Here is a 23,497-nt window from a genome sequence, read left to right on the forward strand (position 1 = left end):
AAAAGCTTGCGTTTAACTACAACTAAGAACTCAAGTCAAAGCCCGACTTAAGTCCTTAGTCTAGGTTTTAATCCTCAGCTTTAAACCAGCTTTTGTCGCAGTGTGATTAAAGTTTAATAGCATTATCTGGAGTTTGACCTTGAATCATCTTCAGATTTTCATTATGGGCAATTTGTACCATATTTTTCACCGCGGTTTCAGTATAAAAGGCGGTATGGGGGGTAATAATGACATTTTTGCGGTTTAATAAATCGTCTAAAGTAGCGTCTGGAAAAGTTTTGCCCCGCCAATCTTCGTTAAAGATGCCAACTTCATTTTCATAAACATCTAAACCAGCGGCACCAACTTGGCCGGAGTTTAATCCAGCTACTAAGGCATTAGTATCAATTAAATCACCTCGTGAAACGTTGATAATCATGACGTTTTGTTTCATCTCTTGCAGACTTTGTTCATTGATCAGGTGAATATTTTCTGGAGTCGAAGGAACATGTAAACTGATAATATCAGCTTGTTTGAATAAGTCGTTGAGATCATCGACATAAATTCCTGTTTGTTCCAGTTCTGGATTGCGGTAAGGATCATAAGCAATGACCTTGGCACCAAAGCCCTTTAAGATCTGAATTAAGACGCGCCCAATATGGCCAGTCCCGACAATCCCGACCGTTTGCATTCGCAATTCACGACCGATTTCTGGGGCCCAGCGCAAGTCACGTTGGGCAACTTTAGCTGTGGCTTCGGGTTCGCGACGTAACAAACGCCCCATTAACCAAACAGCATGTTCAGCAATGGCGTTGGGGGAATAAACCGGCACATTCGTAATTTGAAAACCAAATTCTTTAGCGGCTGCTTGATCAATATTATCAATTCCAATATTGCGCAAAGACATTTTGTTGACGCCATAATCATGTACGGCTTGTAAAGTGGCTCTAGTGTAAGGTAACTGTTGGTAAGTGACAATCCCATCAGCGCCTTGGACTTTGCTGGCACTTTGGGGAGTTAATAATTCAGTTTCAATTTGGACTTCGACTTCTGGATGTTGCTCTTGCCATTCTTGTAAAGCTGGTCGTTCATCGTCTCGGATACTAAAACTAACAATTTTCATGTTTATCTGACTCCTTATTAATCAACTAAAAGCTACCACGACAATTTACTAAACATCAAGTTTATTACGTACCACCAGGTGTTGTGGTTTACAGATTCTTATCCATATTAAAAGTTAATTTAGATAAATTGATACTTTGGGTCATTAAATCACCCATAAAGTCTAAAGTTTGTTGCCGGTTAGTGTGCACCAATGCTTGGTTTTGCTGAGTCAAAAAGGTAGTTAAGTCTGCCCCCGTTAACTGAGTTGCCTGTTGATCACTGTTAGCTAAAGCAGTGCGGAATTGTTGTTTACAATTGGTGAGAAAATCAATATCACTTTGAACAAAATGCGTATAATGACTCTCAACTAAGGCGGACAAGCCATTGTACAGCCAGTAAGCGTCTTTTAAATTAAATTTCATGGCAGTATCGTTAAAGGAAGCATCAGTTTCATTCATGTTGGTGTAAAACGGCAAGTATGGTGCAAAGCTCGGATAACCAAAGCACAGCCACATAACGCCGGCTAAACCAGCTGGAACATCATTTCTAATCTGTAAAATATGGGAATTTTGAGTCCGGTTGAGCCCAATTGGCCGGTAGCGATATTTATCAGCTGATTCACCAGCTTGCAACGGATCAAATGGTGTTTCGTTATAGTGAGAACCAAGGACGTATTCAATATCTTCCACGGAGATTTTATGATCCGTGTAACAAATAAATGGTAATTCACCATCTTCAGGTGCTTGCGCAATTTCTGGATTGAAATATTTTTGGCCGAACCAAACACGGGGATTATTGTAATGACGGTCTTTTTGATTATCAGTTCCAAAAATATGGCGGAAGTTCCAACCAGTTTGGTCGGTATTTAGATGATGCTCACTGACAAATTCTTGAATCTGGTCGGACCACATAAATTCTTGTGGATTGTCAAAATCGACTTGTTGAATGGAAACGCGATTAGCAGCAATGGCGTAGGCATTGTCCGGAATGCGTTGAGCCACCCAATGATGACCAGTAACAATTTCCATATACCAAACATCGTTGTGGTCACTAAATAAAACGGAATTTCCTGCGGGTGAACCGTATTGTTTGATTAATTCGCCCGTGCGTTGGACTGCTTGTTTAGCAGAAGTAACGTAAGGTAAAACCATCCGTACGATACAATCTTCGTCTAAGCCATCCACAACTAGCGGGTCATAAGCTAAGGCCCGTTCGTTACCATAAGTACTTTCAGTGGCGGACATGGCGACATTTTGAGAATTAATCCCACTTTCGTCATAATAGCCTTCGTGTTTGTAATCAACGTTGGGAACTCCTGGCCAACTGAAACTATCTTGAGGCACCGGCGCTTCGAAGTTATTCAACCAAGACTTGACTACTGGTTGGTGGTCTAAGTGTTGTGCTGGATGAAATTCAAACTTGTGTGGTGCTACCGCGTGAAAAGTATCATCATTACGCGCAATCATGGTGGAACCATCTAATGAAGCTTTCTTGCCAACTAAGATCGTGGTACAGGCAGATAAATGTTTTGTCATTTGCTGAACTCCTTTGGTTTTTTAGTTTTAAGTTAAGTCTAACATAAGCTTTCTTAAATTTAAGTTGGATTTCACTAAAATCTTATACGGAGAATTTGGTTGTTAAGACCTTTTTGAACTGCACCGATTTTTATTAGTAACCAACAGCAAAAGCGTCCAGTCCATTTTCGCTGGATTGGACGCTAAATTTGACTAGTGATTAATCAAGCACCACCATAAAGGCATTAATTCAGGTTCTAGTTTATTTGTATTGAGTAATTAAGATTTATTCGATATGCAAATTTCCACCATTACTTTTAATTAAAAACTGTTTTCCTGATTGATAGTATTTGGAATTGTGTTGATAAAGTTGACCACCATTAAGATTAGCTTGATACCGTAACTTTTTTGTTGAAGTGTTGTTAAGAGTTATACTGCCACCATCACTATTAACACGAAAATGGGATAATTGATTTAATTGATTTGCTGATAAAGTCAACTTGATATGGGGATTGTTTTTATTAGAGATTAATCCGCTTTGATGACTGCTTTTTGAAAAATCAATAATTAAACTATCAGAATTTTGCTTAGACCAATGATTGAGTGGTTGAATCATCTTGACAGGTAAGTAACCTGCTAAATCAATATCATTGACTGAACTGGATTTTATATTGATTTGTACATCAGCACCGCCCGTTTTAATGACTAAGGAGTTTACCTGTTGTTTCAAGGGAATACTTTGTTGAAAACTTTGGTAAGGATTTTTTAGGAATAAGTTAGTAATTAGCATAATGAAAACTACCATACATAAAATAATAGCTATCCAAATTGTTTTTTTAGTCTTTGCTTGCATTGAACTCACCTCTCTTGTCTGAGTTCATAATAATTTGTTTTTTGAAGAACATGGTAACAAATCTTAAACGGTTCATTTTCATCTTTATCGGTTAATTTTTCTTAAAGGCGCTTCGATAGACATTGCGATATTGAAGAAGATCTAGAACTTTGTTCTTGTAGTAAATTGGCGTTGCAAGTGATGCCATAAGGTATGTTAAAATTATTTTAGTTAAGATGGGTGTAAAGGTGTCTCTAACAACAAAATTAATTGAATATTAATTTGTTAGTTAATGGTTATTTCCAGCAAAGTCTGATTGCTAATGTCGTTTAGATCAATTTTAGGTTTAATCATGTTAATCATTTTATTATTGTATATTGTGACATATTTAGTGAATTTGCAGTTTTTTCAAATGCAATTTTCCAACAAAGAGTTCTTAATTCTTGTAAGCAGTAACGGTGTAATTTTGACGGGTATTATGCTGATATTGAATAGACTGAAAGTGAACGGGACATTAATTGTTCTATTATTTATGGAAGTTGTCATTGTCGGAATTTATTTACTCTATAAAAAAATCATTCTGCAACAACTGTTTTTCTTATTATTATCTTTTTTAATTTTGCTGACAACTAGCCAGTTGAGTGAAGTACTACTATATAAAGTTTTCAAAATTTCATATTTAATTCAAGAGAATAGTTTAAATTGGATCTGGGTGAATGTTGTAATTGCTTTAATATCTGATTTAATGATTGTTAAGCTCTTAAATTGGGGTTTTGAAAAGTTACACACTTATCAGGTGCTGCAAAAACATAGATTAACTATGTTAATTACTAGCTTGATAACAATCATAATGATGATTGGTTATTTTTATTTAATGAATCAAGCAGTTACTACCAATCAAACTATTACGCAAATTAGTTTTTTGTTCTTAGGAACTTGTCTTTTATTTATCTTAACGTTTTTGTTATGGAGTCGTGATCGAAATCAACAACGACAATTACAGCTAGAACAGGAAAATCGGCAACAGCTCACTGCTTATTTGAAGACTTTAGAAAATGCGCAGCAAGAATTCCGTAAGTTTAAGCATGATTATCTCAATATTTTGTCAGGTATGGCTGGTTATATTGAAGATCAAGATCTAGCGGGTCTGAAAAAATATTTTTACGGAGTAATTCAAAATAATCAGGTCCAACAAACCACGGATTTATTTAATCTGTCATCTTTGAGTAATTTAAAAATTGTTGAAATTAAAGGTTTATTAGCCGTTAAGTTAGGACAATTGACCACTTTAAAAGACCGCATTCATGTAGAAATTGCTCAGGAAGTGAGACAATTTCCACAGAATGTTTCAATACTGGATTACAATCGTTGCTTGGGGATTTTATTAGATAACGCTCTTGAAGCAATTGAAGATTTAGCCAAAAGCACAGCAGCGCAAAGCTTAATGACTATTGTTATTTATGACGATTCTAGTCAGTTAACGACAATTATCAAGAACCATTATCAAAACTCGATTAATCTCAAACAAATTTATCAAGCTAATTACTCAACTAAAGCTGATCATTCAGGGTTAGGACTGGCAAATATTAAGGAAATTACCCAGCAATATTCCCATCTGAGTTTACAAACTGAAGTTACTAAGGAAGAATTTATTCAAAAATTAATTATCAAAAAAGAGCAGTAAAATGGATATATACCTGTGTGAAGATGACAACGCGCAATTAAAAAGATTGCAAAAAATAATTAATAATTATTTATTGATTGAAAATTTAGATATGCAAATTGTACAAGCTACTGCTGACCCACAAGAAGTTTTAAAAACTTTACAGTTGAACAATTCGACACCCAACATTTATTTTTTAGATATTGATTTGCAGACACAATTAAATGGTTTGGAATTAGCAGCAGAAATCAGAAAATTTGATAGTTTAGGTACTATTGTTTTTGTGACGACACATGATGAATTAGCTCGGGAAACTTTTAAATACCAAGTTGCGGCGTTGGATTTTATAGTTAAAGATAATCCGCAGCAGTTGCAACATGATGTCATTCAAATCTTGATTAAAGTTCAAGAGCAGTTAAAACAACAGCAACAACAACGAAAATTACTGGTCGTCAAAACGACTGATCAAATTTTGTATTTAGATTGTCAACAAATAGAGTTCATAGAAACTTTGGGTGACCATAAACTGTTAATTCATGAAATAACTAAACAAGAAACAATAAATAGTGACCTGAAAGATTTGGAGCAGCGCTTGCCCACTAATTTTGTGCGGATTCATAAATCGGTTATTATTAATACTGATTTTCTGTTGCAATTTAATAAAAAGCAAAAGGTAGTTGTTTTACAAAATGGAATTACTTGTCCGGTTGCTCGTCGCAAGGTCAAAACTTTAGAGAATTTGTTAGCTGCTAATTAAGTTGAGTAAGCATGTTGCTAGTTTTAAAAAGTGCGCTAGGTTAGATTGAGAGCTAGGCTAACTTGCAGATGCTTTGAGAAATCGGTATGATTAAGAAAAATTGTAAAGGGGTAGCAAAAGATGTTATTAGGTAGTGTTGAAGCTGGGGGAACCAAATTTGTTTGTGCTGTGGGTAATGAGGATTATCGGATTTTAGATCAGACACAGTTTCCAACGACTGATCCGCAAACGACAATTCAGCAAATGATTACATATTTTCAGAAGTTTCCTGAATTAGCCGCTATTTCGGTCGCTTCGTTTGGACCCATTGAATTACAAAAAAATAATCAATATTATGGTTATATTACCGATACGCCGAAAGCCAAGTGGCATTATGTCGATTTAATTGGCCCGTTAAAGCGCAATTTTGACGTGCCTGTTTACTTCACCACGGATGTTAACGGCTCCGCATACGGTGAATATGTGACAGCTAATTTATTTAATGAAAAAATTAATTCTTTAGTTTATTACACTGTCGGTACTGGCGTCGGTGGTGGGGCCGTTTTAGACGGTAAGATTTTGCAAGGTATTGGTCATCCAGAAATGGGACACACATTTGTCAAACGCCATCCTGATGATTTGGATTTTGCGGGTATTTGTCCGTTTCATCATGATTGCTTAGAAGGCTTGGTTTCAGGCCCAACCTTTGAAGCACGCTTAAACAAAGCCGGTAAAGATGTCCCACATGAACATCACGTTTGGGACATTATGGCTTATTATGTGGCACAAGCTGCTGTGCAACAAACCTTAATTTTACGGCCAAATAATATTGTTTTTGGTGGCGGTGTAATTAGCGAAGATTTCTTAGTGAAAGTGCGCCAACAATTTAAAACATTATTGAATGATTATGTACAAGTGCCTGCTTTAGATAAGTATATTACCATGCCGCGAGTGAAGAATAATGGCTCAGCAACTTTAGGCAATTTTGCATTAGCTTACCAAATTCAAAATGCGTAATTAAAATTAAATGTTAAATGTAAAAACTGAGTTTAACTGGCGAAAGATCCGCGGTGGAGACTCAGTTTTTTTGCGATTATTTAATCGTTAAGCATTCTTCGTATAAGGCAGTCTTGAGTTGATTAACAGGGATCGCCAAGTTGGGTTGCTTGAGACTGACAATGCCCATTTGAATGGGCAGAATTTGCGAGATGATGGGGATAACTTGCAATTGTTTTTGCGGTGCTTGTTGTTGCATAAAATATTCGGTCACCATGCCAGCAATTTCATTTTGCTGCACAATTGCGAGACAAGCGGAGTAATCATTAACCTCATATTCAATATTGGCTTTGAGATGATTTTGCAGAAAATATTCGTCTAAGTGTTGCCGCACAACGAATTGGTGCTTGAGGGCTACTAAGGGGTTTAAGAAAAGTTCAGCAAAAGTAATTTGCTTTTTTTGAGCCAACTTACTCCATTTTTTGGGAATTAAGGCAACGGTTTTATCAGTGAACAAAAAAGTGAATTCTAACAAGGGATCTTGCGTGATGCTACGTGCTAGCGGAGTAATGGCTAAGTCTAATTGATTATTTTTTAATTGCGTTAACATTTGGTTGGTGTCTAATTGAACAAATTCAAAAAGAAATTGTTGGCGTAAATGTTTACCCGCTTGCACAATGAGTGGCGTTAAGTAATTACCACTGACGCCAATATGTATCGTTTGTCTGGAAGAAGGATTTTCCTTAACACTAGGAATTGCGCGACTGATAATTTGGGCTTGTTGTAAAATTAATTTCGTATGGCGATAAAGTTCTAACCCGGCTGCTGTCGGGCGCATTGTGCGGCCTTCGCGCACCAGCAATTTGGTCCCTAATTCTTTTTCTAAATGTTTCATTTGAATACTGAGATTCGATTCAACGGTTCCCAGTGACTGCGCAGCTTGACGATAACTATCGTGAGAAATGATCGCGGCAAAATATCGTAACTGTTTGAGTTCCATAATTTCCCCCTGATTTAAAAATGTGTTTTTAGATACCAATAGTTCATGTTGAAACTAGACTTTGAAACTGGTTATCAACCAATAAATCCCTCATAGTTTGCCAAACAACTACAAGGGATGTGAGAAATTAGCTGGCACTAACAATTGGTGCAGCGCTTATTTGAATGTTAAGAATCTCCTTTGTAGCTTCACAGAACTAATTTTCATTAAAGGATCGTTGTAGGTATCATAGTGTGCAAAATTAGAAAAGTCAAGTCGCGGTCAACGGGATTTGTTATAATAGAAGCAAATTAAAATTGTTGAGGATGATTATTGTGTTAAATATTTTTATCGTACGACATGGCCAAACGGATACTAATAAAAGCAATCGAATTAACGGTGCTCAAACCGATTTACCATTAAATTCGGTGGGGATTCAGCAAGTACAAACTTTACATACTAGCTTTGATATTAAACAAATTGATTGTATCTATGCTAGTCCTTTGAAAAGAGCATTCCAAACAGCCGAAATTTTAAGTGCAGACGCTTTGCCGATAAAGACGGATGTTCGTTTGAAAGAAATTGATTATGGTAATTGGGACGGTCAAGCAACGGACTTAATTTACCAGCAATATCCCCAAGTGTTTGACGAATTGGGATATTTAACTGAGGACTATGTAAAGTATTGCACGGGTGAAAGTTACGATCATTTGGCGCAACGCTTACAGAGCTTTTGGCAGGATTTATTAGCTCAGCATCACGATCAACAAATTTTATTAGTATGTCACGGAACTGTGTCACGTGTTTTGATCCAACGCTTATTTCACATTCCCATGGTGAGTGCTGTGGGTGAAGTCAAGAATGCGGGAGTAATTAACGTTGCTGTCAATGAACAGACGGGGGCCACTTATTTGCGCTATTATAACCGCCAAGCGCCAGGAGTCTTTGATGAAGTTAACTAATTCTCCAAATGTTCAGCGTTGTCCGTGGGTGGGCGATGATTCCTTAATGATACGCTATCATGACTACGAATGGTGTCGACCGACGCATGCTGATCGTAAGTTATTTGAATTTTTAGTACTGGAAATGATGCAAGCAGGCTTAAGTTGGAAAACCGTCTTGCATAAGCGTCGAGCGATGAATCAAGCATTTTGTTATTTTGACGTGCAAAAAATTGCGCAGGCAGATCCCTTAATGCAGGCTGCTTGGTTGCAGAATCCAGCTTTAATTAGGAATAAACGAAAGCTAGCGGCGATGGTTAATAATGCCCAAGTCTTTTTATCAGTACAACAACAATTTGGTACTTTCAACCAATGGGTTTGGACTTTAGCTGGTAATCGGGTGCACAATCACCACTGGCAGTCGCCAGAACAGGTGCCTACCACGTCACCTTTAGCGCAAAAAATGACCCGTGATTTTAAACAAAAAGGTTTTAAATTTGTCGGTCCCACGATTATGTATTCTTACTTGCAGGCTATTGGTGTTGTTAATGATCATTTACAAAGTTGTTCTTTTAAATAGTCTTATTTATAGTGCTTCAAAGATGCCTTTATTATGCAGGGTTGATGGTAATTATCAATTCCTTGGTGATAAGGGTATTTTTAATTATCGCTAGAAATTTGAGTGACAGTAGGAGTGCTGATTTCATTTTTTTACAAAAAAAACTTACATCAAATTTTTTATTTTGCTAAGATAATCAAGTTGCGAAAAAATGAATTGAAATTCAAAGGAGTTTTTACATGGATGAAATGAAAGCTGTTGTAAAAGTGCAAAAACCCTGGCTAGTCATGTCTAGTATGTTAATTGGGGCCTTTGTGGGGATGTTATCGGAAACATCATTAAACATTGCACTACCACAATTAATGAAGGCTTTTAATGTCAGTGCTGCCACTGTGCAGCTCTTAGTCACTGGTTATATGTTAGTTATTGGTATTGTGTTACCATTTTCGAGTTTATTAACAAAATGGTTTACGACACGGCAAATTGTGATTTTTGGGTTAAGTGATTTTATTGTCGGCGCGATTATTGCGGCGCTGGCACCAAACTTTGGTATTTTGTTGTTAGGTCGAGTCATTCAAGGCTTAGGGACGGGTTTAATCTTACCGTTAATGTTTACCGTCGCAATGACGATTTTTCCGCCGTATAAATTAGGCGCAGCGATGGGCGTTTGTGCGTTGGTGATTATGTTAGCACCAGCTGTTGGTCCCACGTTAACGGGTTTAATTTTAGGCAAATTAACTTGGCATTGGGTATTTTGGTTGTTTGTTCCATTTTTAGCCATTGGTTTAATTTTAGCGATCTTTGGTTTAAAAAATGTTGGGCAAATTTCTAAGCCTCATGTTGATCTTTGGTCAGTTTTAGAATCCGTTGTTGGTTTTTCCGCCTTAGTGTTAGGCGTTAGTTTTGCAAGTGAATGGGGCTGGAGTTCACCTTTAGTCTTAGGTTTATTAGTTGTGGGAATTATTGTCTTAGTTTTGTATGCTTGGCGGCAATTACATTTGACCACTCCAGTATTGAACTTACATGTCTTTAGACATCCAGCGTTCACTTTAGGAGCACTAGGCGTCATGTTAGACTTTGCGATTATTTTGTCGGCAATGTATTTATTACCACAATATTTGCAGCAAGGACTTTCACTACCAGTTGCTCTAACAGGAATGATTATGTTACCTGGAGGGATTATTAACGCGATTGTGTCTGCCGTAGCAGGCCGCTTATACGATACTTTTGGGGCTAAGAAACCGGCTGTGGCTGGCTTTTTAATCGCTGTTTTAGGTGTGGTTATGTTATTATTATCCAATCAACATTCAACGCTGTTTTACATTATTTTGGCGCACGTGATCTTAATGATTGGTTGTCCACTAGCGATGTCACCTGCTCAGACGCATGCTTTGAATTCCTTATCTGGAATTGAGTCCGCGGATGGTAGTACGATTTTAAATACAATGCAACAAGTTGTCGGTGCTGTGGCTACGGCCTTATCAACGAGCTTTTTAAGCTTAGGCCAACATAATATTGCGGGCAATATGGCAACGAAGTTTACCAATGGTGTCCACTATGGCTTGTACTTTACCTTAGCTCTAGCCATTGCTGGGGTCTTAATTGCTTTTAATTTACGCAAGCAAGATCCGCAAACGCATTTAGAAGAAAAATAAAATGTTTGAAAAACAGAAGTTGGAACAATTTTCTGACTTTTGGTGCATCATAAAGCAAAATGTTCGTATTAAATACGAGCATTTTTTTGTATCCGCTGCTTTTTTAGACGTTTTGATTGACTTAGAGTTAACTATAAGTATTATGATTAAAACGTAGCTGAGTAGTTTTTCAGCAGTTTGATAGCAGTATTTGATATAGCTCTCCAAAGGACAAAAACTTGCGCCTAACTACGCCCAAGTACTAAAGTTAAAACCAACTTTAGTTTTGGTCTAGGTTATTGCTCAGTTTTTAAACGTCCTTTGTCGCAGTATTTGATATAGCGCTCCAAAGGACAAAAACTTGCGCCTAACTACGCCCAAGTACTAAAGTTAAAACCGACTTTAGTCTTGGTCTAGGTTATTGCTCAGTTTTTAAACGTCCTTTGTCGCAGTATTTGATATAGCGTTCCAAAAACCAAAAGCTTGCGTTTAACTACAACTAAGCTCTCAAGTCAAGAATCGACTTAAGACCTTAGTTTAGGTTAATCCTCAGCTTTTAAGCGGTTTTTGTCGCAGTATTTTATTAAAGGAGAGATGAAGATGAGTATTTTAACAGAAGACTATACATTAGCTAATGGTGTCAAAATTCCTAAGTTAGCTTTTGGAACATGGTTAATTGATAATGATCAAGTTCAACAACCAGTTCAAACAGCTTTGGCTGCTGGTTATCGTCATATTGATACAGCTCAAGCTTATGGTAATGAAGCCGGCATTGGTCAAGCACTACAAGCTTCAGGAGTTAAGCGTTCAGATATTTTTGTCACTTCAAAATTGGCTGCTGAAATCAAGTCTTATCAAGAAGCAGTGGCTGCCATTGATCAATCACTGCAAACAATGGATTTGGACTATCTGGATTTGATGATTATTCATGCACCACAGCCGTGGTCTGATTTTCGTAATGGTGAACATTATTTTGAAGGTAACTTAGCGGCTTGGCGCGCTTTAGAAGAAGCCTATCAAGCTGGTAAGTTGCGCGCTATTGGCGTTTCCAATTTTGAAAAGGTAGACGTTGATAATATTGTGAAGAATGGCTCGGTTAAACCAATGGTTAATCAAGTGTTAGCTCATATTGCTAATACACCATTTGAGTTAATTGACTACTGCCAAAAGCAGGATATCTTAGTTGAAGCCTATTCACCAGTCGCCCACGGTGAGATTTTACAAAATCCGCTCGTACAACAAATGGCTGCTAAGTACCAAGTTGAGCCCGCACAGTTATGTATTCGTTATTGTCTACAACTCAATTTGTTACCATTACCAAAGTCACAAACACCAGCGCATATTAAGAGTAATACGCAAGTTGATTTTGAAATTTCAGCCGCTGATATGGAGCAATTAAAGACTATTGAACATATCAAGGATTATGGTCAAGCAAACGATTTTCCAGTGTATGATAAATCGGATAAATAAAAGTTAATCAAAAAGGGCAGCTCACTAATTTAGATTGAGCTGTCTTTTTTTGCTTTGAAAGCGAAATGAAAAGATAGTACGCAGATTTGAGTTGTTTTATAAAGGATAGAAACTGGCATTTAACTACAAAAAAATCCTCAAGTTAAAAACTAACTTCAGGATTTCATTTAGGCTATACTCAGTTTCTAAACAAATCTTTTGTCATGACTTTATAATCCTGAGCTTTGACCCGCTCTTTGTCACAAATAAAATTATTGAACTCGTTGTTCATCACGCTTTTGTTGTTGCTTTTGGGATTGCTTTTGTTCAACTTTTTGTTTGGTATCTTTGGCAGAACCACTCAAGCGATCTTGCAAGCTAACGGAATCTTTTTCATGTTGTTGTTGTGTCTTAATGTCTACGACACTGACATTAACTTCTACGACATCTAAATCAGTCATGGATTTAACTTTTTCAAAAATTTGCTTTTTAATTTGATCATATAATTTGGCAATATCAATGCCGTATTCAGCAACAATATCAATATCAACTGCTACTTGTTTTTTACCGACTTCAACATTAATACCGGAAGTAACATCATCATTGTTGACTAGTTTATCCGTTAAATTGGAGAAAAAGCCACCATCAATTGTTAAAAGACCATCAATATCTGATAAAGCAATGCCAATGATTTTTTGAATAACTTTGGAATCATAAGTTAATTCACCTTTAATTTGTTCTGCATTCGTATTTGTTGTTTGTGCCATTTTGATCTTCTCCTTTATCCAAAATTAAATTATTTATCATGCAATTGTTGCAGTAGTGGCCAATAATGACCAACAAGGCCACCGATGATTGCCAGTACTACTAAGAAAATAGTGCTTAAAAAACCTAAAACCAAAAAACAAACTGCTAAAAGTAAACCAATAATCACGCCAATAGTTTCGCCAGCGTGTTGGTCCAACCATTCTTTCATTGGAATGCCTCCTTAATAAACACGCTTTTTCTTCGGATCAGTCTGTGACTCAAAATTGGTAAAACGAATTTCAATCTTGGGCTTTTGTTGGACTCCTAATAACTGACGTAAATTATCTTCTAGTTGCTTTAAGTAGGCCACTAGCTTTTGTTTGACGCTATCACCGGGAGCTAAATCCCCGCTGACTTTAATCCGCAAATGATGGTTGGTTAATTTGGAACTAACTTTGGGATTTTGCAGGTAAGGTAAGTCCGCCAGTGAAGCGTTGATAAAGCCATTAATGGCCTTATTAGTAATTTTGACTTGTCCAGTGGGTTTATGAATTAATTGAAATTTATTGCGTGTCGGCCAGAAAATTAAAATTAATAATAAGACAATTATTAATAAACCACTCAAGGCACTAATAATTACCAGGTACCAAATCCAAAGATCATTTAGTGAGACTAAATCAGGCAATTTTAGTCCTAGATATTGTTGCCACAAATGATTATTGCTCCATAAAATATAGAGCGGTAGCGGTAATAAAAGAATTAAGCTAATAATTAAAAACCATTTTTTGCTTCGTTTCAATTTTTCACTATCCTTTCTCCAACTAATTGTTATGGTAGCACGCGATCTGTTAGCGGTCTAATAATATGATTATTTGGTGAGAAATATTTTAAATCTTGTTAGTTTTTTGTCCAAAGTAAGACTTGAAACGTGTAATTTAACGGTATCAATTGTAGACTAAGGGCAAATAATGGAAATGGGTGGATAACATGAAGCAAACAATTCTGCAAGCTAACCAATACATTAAAAATGCTAAAGTTTGTGAAGTGGCGACGATTGATCGAATGGGTTTTCCCAGTCTTGTTTCGTTAACCCCCTTAACTTATCAACGCAGTGTGGCGACTATCTTGTTTTACACACGGTTTGAAAACTCTACAGTGGTTAATTTGGCCAATTGTGCCAATGCTGCTGTACTTTGCTTTAACGAACAAGATTATTCGTCAGTGATGTTAAAAGGTAGTCTGAAAATTGTGGCCCCCATTTCGGAACAAATGCGGCATAATTTAACAACTTTTCAAAAGCAATTACAATATGAACATCCCATTTTTTTACAGTTTCATACGTTATCAGTTAAACTACGCTCTGCTAATTTAAGTAATGATTTTACCAGCCAGCAGGGCAGTAGCGCGCATAATAAGATGGAAACAAAAAATTAATGCTCACATTGGGTCTTAGATCATCCGAGCATTAATTAATGATTGTGTTTTAAAAGTCAACAGTTTTTGCCTAAGCGGATTCAGATTTTAAAATTGAATTCGGTTAGTGCTTTACTGTTAAACTAATTTTGTTTTAGCGATTTGAATTACCTAATTAAGTTAACAATATTGCGTTTAGCAGCGCGGCGGGCGGGAGTATAGCTAAAGATAATGCCTACTAATAAGACAATTACTAAGACGATAATAATGTTGGTGGCTGTAATATCCATGGCAAAATGTTGAATATGCATGGCATTGACAATTGCTTGAATGCTCAGGGCTAGTAATAAGGATACCAACCCACCAGCTAAAGTTAATAGGGTTCCTTCCATTAAAAATTGCAACGTAATATCATGTTTGCTGGCACCGATGGAGCGGCGTAAACCAATCTCTTGCGTACGTTCAGCAATATTAGCAGTCATGGTGGTCATAATCCCCATCCCGGCAGTTACTAATGAGATCCCGGCAATAATGGCAATAAAGGCGGCCAGCATTTTAATAATTTTATCCATTTGTTTTTTGGCACCACTTGTATCCGGACAACTATAATCGCCCAAAGTATGATAAAAACCCTTGTTCTCTAACGTTTGTAAAATTTGAGCTTTGGCGTGTTGTTCTTGTTTTGCGGAGAGGTTCTTTTGTAAAGTGACATCCATTTCATCATAATCGTTAGCATGGCGTCCCTTGAGTAAACGATAATCATCTTGACTGATTCTGCCGCCAGCGGGGCCAGAGCCAATGGCGGGCACGGGTTTACTATAAAGTTTGGTAACTTTAAACGGGCGATCTTGGATGAAGAGATATTCCCCCACGCGGATATTACTAAAATTCGTATCTTTGAGTAAAGCCTGATTTAATTCAATAACATTAGTTTTATGAGCATTGGGCCCAGATTTAATGGCTTCCAAATCCAATGATTTATTTTGCCCTTGCCAAACGAGATTCTTACTCAAAATGTCGTAAGACGGCAGAGTGACTTTTTGAACATGGGGCAAATTGCGAATTAGTTGTAAATCTGATTTTTGAAAGCTCCCAGTCTCTTCGTTGGGAATATATTCAATCATGAGCTTGTCACCTTCGTAACCTTGGAAAAAGAGGTGACTCACCGTTTTACTTAAACCATTACCGATGCCGAGGACTAATAAAACACTTAATGTGCCCACGATAATGCCCATGACTGACATCAGATTACGGAAGAAGCGTTTGCGTACACTATTAATAGCGATGCGCAGGTTGTTAAAAAATTTCATTGATATAACCGCCCATCTTTGATTTTGATAATCCGATCAGCAAATTGTGCCACCATTTCGCTATGCGTCACCATAATGATGGTTTTGTGTTGCTTAGCGTGCAAGTGTTGCATTAATTCCATGATCTTCAGCGAAGTGGCTGAGTCTAAGGCTCCGGTTGGTTCGTCGGCAATAATTAGTTTGGGGTCATTAACCAAAGCTCGTGCAATTGATACCCGCTGTTGCTGACCACCAGATAATTGCGTGGGGTATTTATTGGTTTGATCACTTAAGCCGACTTGCTCCAAGAGTTCTAAAATTCTGGACCTACGCGAGCGAAACGGATTTTTGCTATAAACATTAGGTAAATTGACATTGTCGAAAATAGTATAGTTGCGCAATAATTTGAAATTTTGAAAGACAAAACCAATGTATTGATTACGCAAATGTGATAAGCGGCGATCACTTTTGATTTGTTTCACGTTGGTCCCGTTGAGTTGATAAGTTCCTTGGTAAGCAGTGTCTAATAACCCGAGAATATTAATTAAAGTGGATTTACCCGAGCCTGAAGGCCCCATGACCGCCACGAACTCGCCCTCAGTAATGGCTAAATCGGGAATACTTAAGACATACTGATTTTTTTGATCATAGGACTTATGAATGTTCGAAAGTTGAATTACATTTGTCATTTATTTATCCTTGTCAATTAATTTAGTTTGTGGTTGTAAATAATTACGGTCAACATAATAATATTGGGGGTCTTTTTGTTGAATTTGCTCCGGACCTAAAGCTTTTTTAGTCCCGTCTGCTAGTTGCACTTGTTGATGATGAACTAATTTTTTCGGAATTTGTGTGTATTTTGAAGGAATGGAGATAATGACGTGTTGCCCTAAACGATACGTTTGGGGAAGTGATGTTTCAAAATTATAATAAGAAACGCCCGCCGTTTGTTTAACGCTATTTAACTGTAAATAAGTGATCTGAGCCGCTTGAGCTGTTGTGTTGTTACCAGTTAAAGCTTTGACCTGAACATTATCGCCAACTTGAATTTTATTTAAATCATATTCTGAAACGGTTCCTTGAGCTTTAAACGGAGTCGTATAAACAGCGTTTTGGTCGTTACCGAGTTCAAAGACACCGTTGCTTGGAGCTAGTTGGCCGGTAGTATCTAATTTTTCACCGCGATAAACGCTGGCGCCGTTTTGAACTAATAATTGCCAATCGTTAACTTTCACGACCGGATATTTTTGTTGGTAAGTGACGTTGGCAGATAACTCCAGCGGGCTAGCAGCATGAACGACATAACTATGTTGCGTGTGCTTCGGTTTAGCAGCAGCTTTGGAGTGGGCTTGTTGACCGTGCCACCATAAACCACCACCTAGTACAAGAATAATGACGACAATAATTGTTATCCAAAGGCTTTTCTTTTTCATATTCAACATCCTTTAACTTTGAAGTATGTAACACATCAGCTGTGTACTACCACACTATAACTCTAAAAGGAGAATTTTGCAATTCACTTTTAATCTGACAGACTAAAATTTAATTTAAATAATAATTACCCTGCTAAATCACTGATTAATTGAATTTCCAACGAACTTTTTGGAAAAAGCATTGAAAAGAAAAAAATTAATTGCACTTTCTTGGTGAAATATTTGTTCTATTGCTGTTAGTCAGCCTGTTGACACCAGTTGCCAATTACAGAAATAATATTAAAAAAGTAAAACTTTCTGTGATTTTTCATGTAAGAAAATGATATAGTGTTCTCTATAGATGCGGTTAAAATTGCTGGTCGGATAAAAAGTAGTAGTTTTATGCTGACCTTTCGCTTGTAATTTTCAACTTATGCTAAAAAGTAAGCGCTACAGTTGCATCATTTACAAATGATCGGCAGTAGCGCTAGTCATAGTTGAAAATTAACCGCTCAGAATGACTCAAGATTTAGGAGGAAGTTTAATGAGTTTTCCAAAAAACTTTTTATGGGGTGGCGCTACGGCGGCTAACCAATTAGAAGGTGCTTATCAAGAAGGTGGCAAGGGTTTATCACTACCAGATGCTTTGCCCGGCGGTAAGGATCGCATGGCTATTGTGAATGATCCAGAATTTGATTTTTCGATTGATACTGATAAGTATTTCTATCCCAACCATATTGGTAATGATCATTACCATCACTTTAAAGAAGATATCAAATTATTCGCAGAGATGGGTTTTAAGTGTTACCGGTTTTCCATTGCTTGGTCGCGGATTTTTCCCAATGGTGATGAAGAACAACCCAACGAAGCAGGCTTGAAATTTTATGACGAATTGATTGCTGAATGTTTGAAATATAATATTGAACCAGTCATTACGATTTCACATTATGAAATGCCTTTAAACTTAGTAACCACTTATGGTGGCTGGAAAAATAAAAAGTTAATCGACTTTTACGAACGTTTCGCTAGAACTGTCTTGACTCGTTACCATAAGCAAGTTAAGTATTGGATGACTTTTAACGAAATTAATAGTGCCGCCCATTTTCCAGTGATGGGCCAAGGTTTAGTCGTATCTAATGGTGCCAATGATAAGAAGAATATTTTCCAAGCTTGGCATAATCAATTTGTTTCGAGTTCTAAAGCTGTCAAAATTGGACATGAATTAGATCCTGATTTACAAATTGGTTGCATGATTTTGTATGCTACTAATTACAGCTATGACTCTAATCCGGTCAATCAATTAGCTTCTTTGCAAGATAATCAAGCTAATAACTTCTTCTGTGCGGATGTGCAAGTACGTGGACATTACCCAGCTTATACGAAGAGTTTATTAGCACGCAATGGTGTACAAATTAGTGATTTAGATTATACGGATGAAGAGTTAGACTTGTTGGCTAAATATCCGGTTGATTACATTGGCTTTAGTTACTACATGTCAACAGTGACGGAAGTGACTCGCTCTGATAACAAAACCACTGCTGGTAATTTAATGGGTGGCGTCGAGAATCCGTTCTTGAAGTCTAGTGATTGGGGTTGGCAAATTGACCCTACCGGCTTACGGATTGCCTTAAATGAATTGTCTGATCGCTATCAAAAACCAGTCTTTGTCGTAGAAAATGGTTTAGGTGCGATGGATCAAGCTGATGAGAATCATTACGTGGCTGATGATTACCGGATTGATTATTTACGTGAACATATCAAAGCAATCGATGATGCGATTGATGATGGAGTTGACGTGATGGGCTATACGCCATGGGGGTGCATTGACTTAGTTAGTGCTTCCACCGGTGAAATGGCAAAACGCTATGGCTTTATCTATGTTGATGAAGACAATAATTGTCAAGGAACTTTCAAACGTTACAAGAAGAAGTCCTTTGATTGGTATAAGCAAGTTATTGCCTCTAATGGTGAAAATTTAGATTAAACTAATAAACACTTGGTTCTGATTTTGGAGTCAAGTGTTTTTTTGTTGTCAAAATTTGACAAAATAAAAATCGCTGTTAAAATAATGACCATTAGTCATTTTTATAGCAAGGTGGTTTGAATGGGAAAACGTGAACAGAAGGCTAAGAAAACGCGGGAAAAGATTTTACAAGTATCAGATCAATTAATTGTAAAGCACGGGTATGAAGATGTTTCTGTTGATGACATTGTCAATCAAAGTGGCATTGCGAAAGGAACTTTTTACAATTACTTTGAGAGTAAAGAAGACCTGATATTACAACTTAGTAAATTACACTTTGACAAAGTAGTAGTGCCCAAAGCTGATTTACAACAAATGACGGCGGCAGAGATTATTACGAATTATTTAACGGCTTTCATGCAAGTAATTGTTGATTCGAAGGTACAATTAGCTCGACAATGGGTGCGATATATTTCCCATGGTGATAATCGTAGTGATGTCCATAGCAAATGGATGAATGACTTATTATGGTTGCAAAATATTCTGCAAGATTTGGTTGCATGTCATAAGTTGGCCAGTTCAGCGCCAATTGAAAGAATAACGCAGCTGAGTATGACGCAAATCTATGGCATTATCTTAAGTTGGACCATGAGTCCGAATTCTTTTCACCCTGTTCAAGCAGTTGACGAATTTTGTTTGACCTGTTTAATACCAGCAATTAATGAATATTTAATCGACTAAATTAGTTGATTAATTTTTTTAACAAAAAAATGACTGATAGTCATAAAAAGGAGAAGCATTCAGTATGAAGAACAAGAGTTTATTAAAATTATCTATTTTATTAGTATCCGTCATTACCTCCTCTGCGCCAGCGATTAATGCCGATATTCCGGTTTTGGCGAAATCTTTTTCACATGTTCCGTTATCACAAGTGGAGTTGTTAACGACTATTCCTTCACTATTCTTAATTGTGGGGATTTTATTTAGTAATTTCATTGCCAAACGCATTGGTGTTAAACAAACAGTCATGATTGGTATTTTATTGACCGTGATTGCCGGGTTATCACCGATTTTTATTAATAACTTTACATTATTAATGATTTCGCGCTCCCTTTTAGGGTTAGGTATTGGCCTTTTCAATTCGCTCTTGGTCACCATTATTAGTTACTTTTTTAAAAATAATGAGCGTTCTAAAATGTTAGGTTTTCAAAGTACTTTTGAAGGACTAGGTGGTGTTTTAATCACGTTTATTGCGGGTCAACTTGTTCAGTTTGGTTGGCATATGTCTTTTTGGGCATATATCATTACGATTCCGGCCTTGTTGATGTTTAGTTTGTTTGTACCCAAGCTGCCTAAAGCATCACGCGTACAGTCCAATACAAAAACGCAAAAGCATGCCCGTCTATCCCGTGATATTTATGGATTATTGCTGTTAACTTTTGTAGTGATTACGTTGTATATGATTATGGGCATTAAAGTACCAACTTTGATGGTCAACAAAGGCTATGGTAATCCAACGCAAGCTAGTTTTGTCATTTTGGCATTAAGTCTTGGCGCCATGTTAGGCGGTTTATTGTTTGGTAAAATTTTTCAAATGCTAGGTAATAAAATTCTAGTTTTGGCGTTTTTCTTGGAAGCATTAGCAATGACTTTGATTGCTGTTTCTAATACAACTTGGGTGACAGTGGTTGGTGGTTTTTTAACCGGCTTAGGAATTAGATTGTTTTTCCCTTGGTTATTGAATACAATAAATTCAGAAAATAGTGGTAACACCTTAGCAACATCATTGGTATTAATTGTTTATAATTTGGCTGGTTCATTGTCGCCATATACGGCACTTTTGATTCAGAAAATTGGTCATTTAAGTCAATTAACTAATCTCTTTTGGGTTAGTGCGGTCGTATATTTGATCTTGTCGGTCGCTATGTTGTTAATACGTAAGCCAGAGCACATTACTAAATGAGGAGTTATGAAGATGGTATCAGGGAAAGTTTTGACGGTTTATTACAGTAGAACGGGTAATACAAAAGCGGTGGCACAGATCATTCAACAACTAGTTGGTGGTGATTTATTTGCAATCCAAGGAAAAGATACACCAATCCAAGACTACGAAGAACAAGTGCGACAAAATGTATTGGAACAAAATGAAAATATTTTACCAGCAATTAAAACGAAAATAACGAATTTTGAAGACTATCAAAAAATTTTTGTGGGGGCCCCTACCTGGAATATGGCTTTACCACAAATTGTCATGACATTTCTGAAACAATACGATTTTACTAATAAAATTGTCATTCCCTTTAATACCCATGGTGGCTTTGGTAGTGGTGCGAGCTTTACGCAGATTAAACAAACTGTGCGGGCACAACAAGTGTTGCCAGGCTTTTCGTTTGAAGGCGGACTAGAAAAACGGGGCATTGGCCTGGCTATTCAAGGACGAAAACGTCAAGAAGCCAGTCAAAAAGTGCAAGACTGGTTGCGTAAGATTAACCTAAAAGCTTAAGGACTGTGATAAAAAATAATGAGCTGCAATAAAAAGAACCACTTAATTTGTCGGGCCTAAATCTGACAAATTAAGTGATTTTTTAAATAACTATTTAATTGTGGGGAGAATTTTAGATAAATCCCGTTAAATAATTAGCACAAGTTAGCGCTAGTTGTTGTGGACTTTCCGGGTTAGCACTAGTTAACCAGTGAATTAAAACGTTAAAGCTAGCACCGGATAAAAAGTAGAGTTGATAACGATCAATGGAATTGGCGGGCATATTGCCGATGGATTCTTCAATATAGCGATCTAAAGTTTGTAATAATAGTAATCCGTAACCCTTTTGATAAATCAAAAGTACGTAAGTCCGATTTTCTAAAAAAACGGTGAGTGATTGGGCAAATTTTTGCACGACTTGTTCATAAGAGAAGACATCTTTTAGGTTATTGTATTCGTGTGTTGAAGTTAATTTATCATGTAATTGATCCAAATAAAATTCAATCAGTTGAGCTTTGCTTTGAAAATTACGATAGAAACTACTGCGGGCAGTGTGGGCTTGTTTAGTGAGTTGAGTAATAGTAATTTCATTTGGTTCGTACTTTTTCAAAAGTTGGAAAAATGCAGTTATTAACTGCTGCTTGATGCGCTGATTTTCATTAGTTCCATAATACATGTTGTTTTCTCCCCTTATTTTAGTGACACAAATAAGTTAAAACTGTTGCACTAAATTATATTGTACTACTGCATTGATAACAGTATAGTAATCCTAATTAAAAATAGGAAGTGTCCATTATTATGCAGGAGATCACGATTAAAGTTAATATTGACGGTGACAATTATTCAGAACAACAATTACGATTGCTGCGATTTGAACGCGAAAAACATGTTTTACAGGAACTGTTGCATTTAGGAGCAAACATCAAATATCAAGGACGGGATTTAACCTATGAAGATGTGAATTACCTAAGTTATGAAGAAGCTACTCAGGTTAATTTACAGGCTAAAGCGGACTTAGGAATTGAAAAGATTCGACAATTATATGCAGAGTCTACCAAACGTTCAGAACAAATGTGGCGCGATATTGTTCAGAACTTTGATGAACAAGCTGAAATGATTCCTGCACGAGCCACGTTAGTGGTGACTGGAATGACTTTGGCACAATATCAAGAAAAATTAGCTTCTGTTTTGAGTGGCAGTGACTTATCTGTGATGTCGGAAAATCCCGAACATTTTCAGTTTACTAAAATGACTAACGGTGATGTAACAGAGAATTTGGGTATGGAAACGATGGGAATGTATGGTGGCCCGACCGAAGTTGTTTTGATGAAAGATGATCCCACGATTCAAACTAAAGTGACCGCAGATCCTGGGTTTCCACCAGCTAAGGCAGGTACTTCACGGTTACTGGATGGCACTTTACGGCATGATATTGCACATCATCAAATGCGTGATATACCAAATGGCTTTGAATTACGGACTTGTGTTTATTTTCCTAAAGGAACGCCTAAAGAGATGATTGAAGGTCATAAAATTCATTTAGCCTTAGAAGCTTATGAAATGATTAAAGCAGCAGCTGAAGCTTAAAATCAAATTTTATTTCAGATGCGATTGAGACAAAAAAGTTTTGTAATCTTTTGTCCCAATTGCATCTTTTTTATTGCAAAAATTGGAATAGTAGTTAGTAGGATAGTCTGTTTCTAAATAATAGTTGCTTTTCAAAATTTGATTGAAAAAGCAAGATACTACTTGATGAGTAAAAAATTTTAAGTACTTCATTGGCTTTTTAATAATCGAGAAATAAC

At 36.8% G+C, this 23,497-nt stretch carries 24 protein-coding genes; 13 read left to right on the forward strand and 11 right to left on the reverse strand.

The genetic code is table 11. The features are described 5' to 3' along the window. Positions 1–106: 106 nt before the first annotated feature. The 3 genes from AC3B5B_RS04100 to AC3B5B_RS04110 all read right to left on the reverse strand — a co-directional run bounded on the left by AC3B5B_RS04100 (position 107) and on the right by AC3B5B_RS04110 (position 3,450). Positions 107–1,102, reverse strand: a complete 996-nt coding sequence (locus AC3B5B_RS04100) for a D-2-hydroxyacid dehydrogenase (protein ID WP_489769378.1) — start codon at positions 1,100–1,102, stop codon at positions 107–109. A gap of 88 nt (positions 1,103–1,190) precedes the next feature. Then, positions 1,191–2,618, reverse strand: a complete 1,428-nt coding sequence (locus tag AC3B5B_RS04105) for a C69 family dipeptidase (protein ID WP_489769379.1) — start codon at positions 2,616–2,618, stop codon at positions 1,191–1,193. 265 nt (positions 2,619–2,883) lie between these two features. Continuing rightward, positions 2,884–3,450, reverse strand: coding sequence for a hypothetical protein (locus AC3B5B_RS04110; protein WP_489769380.1), 567 nt, complete (start codon positions 3,448–3,450; stop codon positions 2,884–2,886). 481 nt (positions 3,451–3,931) lie between these two features. Here AC3B5B_RS04110 and AC3B5B_RS04115 point away from each other — a divergent pair, with 481 nt between their 5' ends. From AC3B5B_RS04115 to scrK, 3 genes are all read left to right on the forward strand, one after another. After that, a complete protein-coding gene (locus AC3B5B_RS04115; RefSeq protein ID WP_489769381.1) occupies positions 3,932–5,113 on the forward strand; it encodes a GHKL domain-containing protein in 1,182 nt (393 codons plus the stop codon). A gap of 1 nt (position 5,114) precedes the next feature. Then, positions 5,115–5,849, forward strand: a complete 735-nt coding sequence (locus AC3B5B_RS04120) for a LytR/AlgR family response regulator transcription factor (protein WP_489756848.1) — start codon at positions 5,115–5,117, stop codon at positions 5,847–5,849. A 120-nt stretch (positions 5,850–5,969) separates the two neighbouring features. Continuing rightward, positions 5,970–6,845, forward strand: a complete 876-nt coding sequence (scrK, locus tag AC3B5B_RS04125) for a fructokinase ScrK (protein WP_489756847.1) — start codon at positions 5,970–5,972, stop codon at positions 6,843–6,845. Between the two features lie 76 nt (positions 6,846–6,921). On the opposite strand, the gene AC3B5B_RS04130 is transcribed toward scrK, so the two are convergent. Then, a complete protein-coding gene (locus AC3B5B_RS04130; RefSeq protein WP_489756846.1) occupies positions 6,922–7,824 on the reverse strand; it encodes a LysR family transcriptional regulator in 903 nt (300 codons plus the stop codon). Between the two features lie 314 nt (positions 7,825–8,138). Here AC3B5B_RS04130 and AC3B5B_RS04135 point away from each other — a divergent pair, with 314 nt between their 5' ends. The 4 genes from AC3B5B_RS04135 (at position 8,139) to AC3B5B_RS04150 (ending at position 12,407) form a co-directional block, all read left to right on the forward strand. Next, positions 8,139–8,765: a histidine phosphatase family protein gene (locus AC3B5B_RS04135; protein WP_489769382.1), complete on the forward strand. Its 627-nt coding sequence runs from the start codon at positions 8,139–8,141 to the stop codon at positions 8,763–8,765. Beyond that, complete coding sequence (locus tag AC3B5B_RS04140) at positions 8,752–9,324, forward strand: DNA-3-methyladenine glycosylase I (RefSeq protein ID WP_489769383.1); 573 nt, start codon at positions 8,752–8,754, stop codon at positions 9,322–9,324. The genes AC3B5B_RS04135 and AC3B5B_RS04140 overlap by 14 nt, the downstream gene beginning before the upstream one ends. Before the next feature lie 227 nt (positions 9,325–9,551). After that, entirely contained in the window at positions 9,552–10,958 is a 1,407-nt protein-coding gene (locus AC3B5B_RS04145) for a DHA2 family efflux MFS transporter permease subunit (RefSeq protein WP_489769848.1), read from the forward strand. Between the two features lie 579 nt (positions 10,959–11,537). Next, the gene (locus AC3B5B_RS04150; RefSeq protein WP_489756843.1) at positions 11,538–12,407 is read left to right on the forward strand and encodes an aldo/keto reductase; all 870 of its coding nucleotides are present in this window, start codon (positions 11,538–11,540) and stop codon (positions 12,405–12,407) included. Between the two features lie 251 nt (positions 12,408–12,658). Here the strand turns inward: AC3B5B_RS04150 and AC3B5B_RS04155 are convergent, their stop codons facing one another. From AC3B5B_RS04155 to amaP, 3 genes are read right to left on the reverse strand one after another with little or no spacing between them, the layout of a single operon-like run. Then, positions 12,659–13,153, reverse strand: coding sequence for an Asp23/Gls24 family envelope stress response protein (locus tag AC3B5B_RS04155; RefSeq protein WP_489756842.1), 495 nt, complete (start codon positions 13,151–13,153; stop codon positions 12,659–12,661). 29 nt (positions 13,154–13,182) lie between these two features. Next, positions 13,183–13,362, reverse strand: coding sequence for a DUF2273 domain-containing protein (locus AC3B5B_RS04160; protein WP_489756841.1), 180 nt, complete (start codon positions 13,360–13,362; stop codon positions 13,183–13,185). A 12-nt stretch (positions 13,363–13,374) separates the two neighbouring features. Then, positions 13,375–13,932, reverse strand: coding sequence for an alkaline shock response membrane anchor protein AmaP (amaP, locus tag AC3B5B_RS04165; protein ID WP_489769384.1), 558 nt, complete (start codon positions 13,930–13,932; stop codon positions 13,375–13,377). A 188-nt stretch (positions 13,933–14,120) separates the two neighbouring features. On the opposite strand from amaP, the gene AC3B5B_RS04170 reads away from it, so the two are divergent. Next, positions 14,121–14,567 (forward strand): pyridoxamine 5'-phosphate oxidase family protein, encoded by a 447-nt coding sequence (locus AC3B5B_RS04170; protein WP_489769385.1) that lies wholly within the window; start codon positions 14,121–14,123, stop codon positions 14,565–14,567. Positions 14,568–14,713: 146 nt separating this feature from the next. On the opposite strand, the gene AC3B5B_RS04175 is transcribed toward AC3B5B_RS04170, so the two are convergent. The 3 genes from AC3B5B_RS04175 to AC3B5B_RS04185 are packed head-to-tail and all read right to left on the reverse strand — an operon-like array spanning position 14,714 to position 17,268. Then, a complete protein-coding gene (locus AC3B5B_RS04175; protein ID WP_489756838.1) occupies positions 14,714–15,856 on the reverse strand; it encodes an ABC transporter permease in 1,143 nt (380 codons plus the stop codon). After that, entirely contained in the window at positions 15,853–16,524 is a 672-nt protein-coding gene (locus tag AC3B5B_RS04180) for an ABC transporter ATP-binding protein (protein ID WP_489756837.1), read from the reverse strand. The genes AC3B5B_RS04175 and AC3B5B_RS04180 overlap by 4 nt, the downstream gene beginning before the upstream one ends. After that, positions 16,525–17,268: a hypothetical protein gene (locus AC3B5B_RS04185; protein WP_489756836.1), complete on the reverse strand. Its 744-nt coding sequence runs from the start codon at positions 17,266–17,268 to the stop codon at positions 16,525–16,527. A gap of 523 nt (positions 17,269–17,791) precedes the next feature. Here AC3B5B_RS04185 and AC3B5B_RS04190 point away from each other — a divergent pair. The 4 genes from AC3B5B_RS04190 to AC3B5B_RS04205 all read left to right on the forward strand — a co-directional run bounded on the left by AC3B5B_RS04190 (position 17,792) and on the right by AC3B5B_RS04205 (position 21,713). Next, positions 17,792–19,231: a 6-phospho-beta-glucosidase gene (locus tag AC3B5B_RS04190; RefSeq protein WP_489769386.1), complete on the forward strand. Its 1,440-nt coding sequence runs from the start codon at positions 17,792–17,794 to the stop codon at positions 19,229–19,231. Between the two features lie 120 nt (positions 19,232–19,351). Continuing rightward, positions 19,352–19,951 carry a TetR/AcrR family transcriptional regulator gene (locus AC3B5B_RS04195; RefSeq protein WP_489769387.1) on the forward strand — a complete coding sequence of 200 codons (600 nt, stop codon included), beginning with the start codon at positions 19,352–19,354 and terminating at the stop codon, positions 19,949–19,951. Between the two features lie 64 nt (positions 19,952–20,015). Beyond that, positions 20,016–21,173 carry an MFS transporter gene (locus AC3B5B_RS04200; protein ID WP_489769388.1) on the forward strand — a complete coding sequence of 386 codons (1,158 nt, stop codon included), beginning with the start codon at positions 20,016–20,018 and terminating at the stop codon, positions 21,171–21,173. A 6-nt stretch (positions 21,174–21,179) separates the two neighbouring features. Continuing rightward, positions 21,180–21,713 carry a flavodoxin gene (locus AC3B5B_RS04205; RefSeq protein ID WP_489769389.1) on the forward strand — a complete coding sequence of 178 codons (534 nt, stop codon included), beginning with the start codon at positions 21,180–21,182 and terminating at the stop codon, positions 21,711–21,713. 112 nt (positions 21,714–21,825) lie between these two features. Here the strand turns inward: AC3B5B_RS04205 and AC3B5B_RS04210 are convergent, their stop codons facing one another. After that, entirely contained in the window at positions 21,826–22,368 is a 543-nt protein-coding gene (locus AC3B5B_RS04210; protein WP_489769390.1) for a TetR/AcrR family transcriptional regulator, read from the reverse strand. A gap of 122 nt (positions 22,369–22,490) precedes the next feature. Here AC3B5B_RS04210 and AC3B5B_RS04215 point away from each other — a divergent pair, with 122 nt between their 5' ends. After that, a complete protein-coding gene (locus AC3B5B_RS04215) occupies positions 22,491–23,279 on the forward strand; it encodes a hypothetical protein (protein WP_489769391.1) in 789 nt (262 codons plus the stop codon). Positions 23,280–23,497 lie beyond the last annotated feature (218 nt).

This window comes from Bombilactobacillus sp. ESL1187, assembly GCF_058107155.1.

Excerpts from the sequence above, each read along its gene's own strand:
- AC3B5B_RS04100 (WP_489769378.1), bottom strand. The coding sequence starts at position 1,102 with ATGAAAATTGTTAGTTTTAGTATCCGAGACGATGAACGACCAGCTTTA.
- AC3B5B_RS04105 (WP_489769379.1), bottom strand. The coding sequence starts at position 2,618 with ATGACAAAACATTTATCTGCCTGTACCACGATCTTAGTTGGCAAGAAA.
- AC3B5B_RS04110 (WP_489769380.1), bottom strand. The coding sequence starts at position 3,450 with ATGCAAGCAAAGACTAAAAAAACAATTTGGATAGCTATTATTTTATGT.
- AC3B5B_RS04120 (WP_489756848.1), top strand. The coding sequence starts at position 5,115 with ATGGATATATACCTGTGTGAAGATGACAACGCGCAATTAAAAAGATTG.
- scrK (WP_489756847.1), top strand. The coding sequence starts at position 5,970 with ATGTTATTAGGTAGTGTTGAAGCTGGGGGAACCAAATTTGTTTGTGCT.
- AC3B5B_RS04130 (WP_489756846.1), bottom strand. The coding sequence starts at position 7,824 with ATGGAACTCAAACAGTTACGATATTTTGCCGCGATCATTTCTCACGAT.
- AC3B5B_RS04140 (WP_489769383.1), top strand. The coding sequence starts at position 8,752 with ATGAAGTTAACTAATTCTCCAAATGTTCAGCGTTGTCCGTGGGTGGGC.
- AC3B5B_RS04145 (WP_489769848.1), top strand. The coding sequence starts at position 9,552 with ATGAAAGCTGTTGTAAAAGTGCAAAAACCCTGGCTAGTCATGTCTAGT.
- AC3B5B_RS04150 (WP_489756843.1), top strand. The coding sequence starts at position 11,538 with ATGAGTATTTTAACAGAAGACTATACATTAGCTAATGGTGTCAAAATT.
- AC3B5B_RS04155 (WP_489756842.1), bottom strand. The coding sequence starts at position 13,153 with ATGGCACAAACAACAAATACGAATGCAGAACAAATTAAAGGTGAATTA.
- AC3B5B_RS04160 (WP_489756841.1), bottom strand. The coding sequence starts at position 13,362 with ATGAAAGAATGGTTGGACCAACACGCTGGCGAAACTATTGGCGTGATT.
- AC3B5B_RS04170 (WP_489769385.1), top strand. The coding sequence starts at position 14,121 with ATGAAGCAAACAATTCTGCAAGCTAACCAATACATTAAAAATGCTAAA.
- AC3B5B_RS04175 (WP_489756838.1), bottom strand. The coding sequence starts at position 15,856 with ATGAAATTTTTTAACAACCTGCGCATCGCTATTAATAGTGTACGCAAA.
- AC3B5B_RS04180 (WP_489756837.1), bottom strand. The coding sequence starts at position 16,524 with ATGACAAATGTAATTCAACTTTCGAACATTCATAAGTCCTATGATCAA.
- AC3B5B_RS04185 (WP_489756836.1), bottom strand. The coding sequence starts at position 17,268 with ATGAAAAAGAAAAGCCTTTGGATAACAATTATTGTCGTCATTATTCTT.
- AC3B5B_RS04190 (WP_489769386.1), top strand. The coding sequence starts at position 17,792 with ATGAGTTTTCCAAAAAACTTTTTATGGGGTGGCGCTACGGCGGCTAAC.
- AC3B5B_RS04195 (WP_489769387.1), top strand. The coding sequence starts at position 19,352 with ATGGGAAAACGTGAACAGAAGGCTAAGAAAACGCGGGAAAAGATTTTA.
- AC3B5B_RS04200 (WP_489769388.1), top strand. The coding sequence starts at position 20,016 with ATGAAGAACAAGAGTTTATTAAAATTATCTATTTTATTAGTATCCGTC.
- AC3B5B_RS04205 (WP_489769389.1), top strand. The coding sequence starts at position 21,180 with ATGAAGATGGTATCAGGGAAAGTTTTGACGGTTTATTACAGTAGAACG.
- AC3B5B_RS04210 (WP_489769390.1), bottom strand. The coding sequence starts at position 22,368 with ATGTATTATGGAACTAATGAAAATCAGCGCATCAAGCAGCAGTTAATA.
- AC3B5B_RS04215 (WP_489769391.1), top strand. The coding sequence starts at position 22,491 with ATGCAGGAGATCACGATTAAAGTTAATATTGACGGTGACAATTATTCA.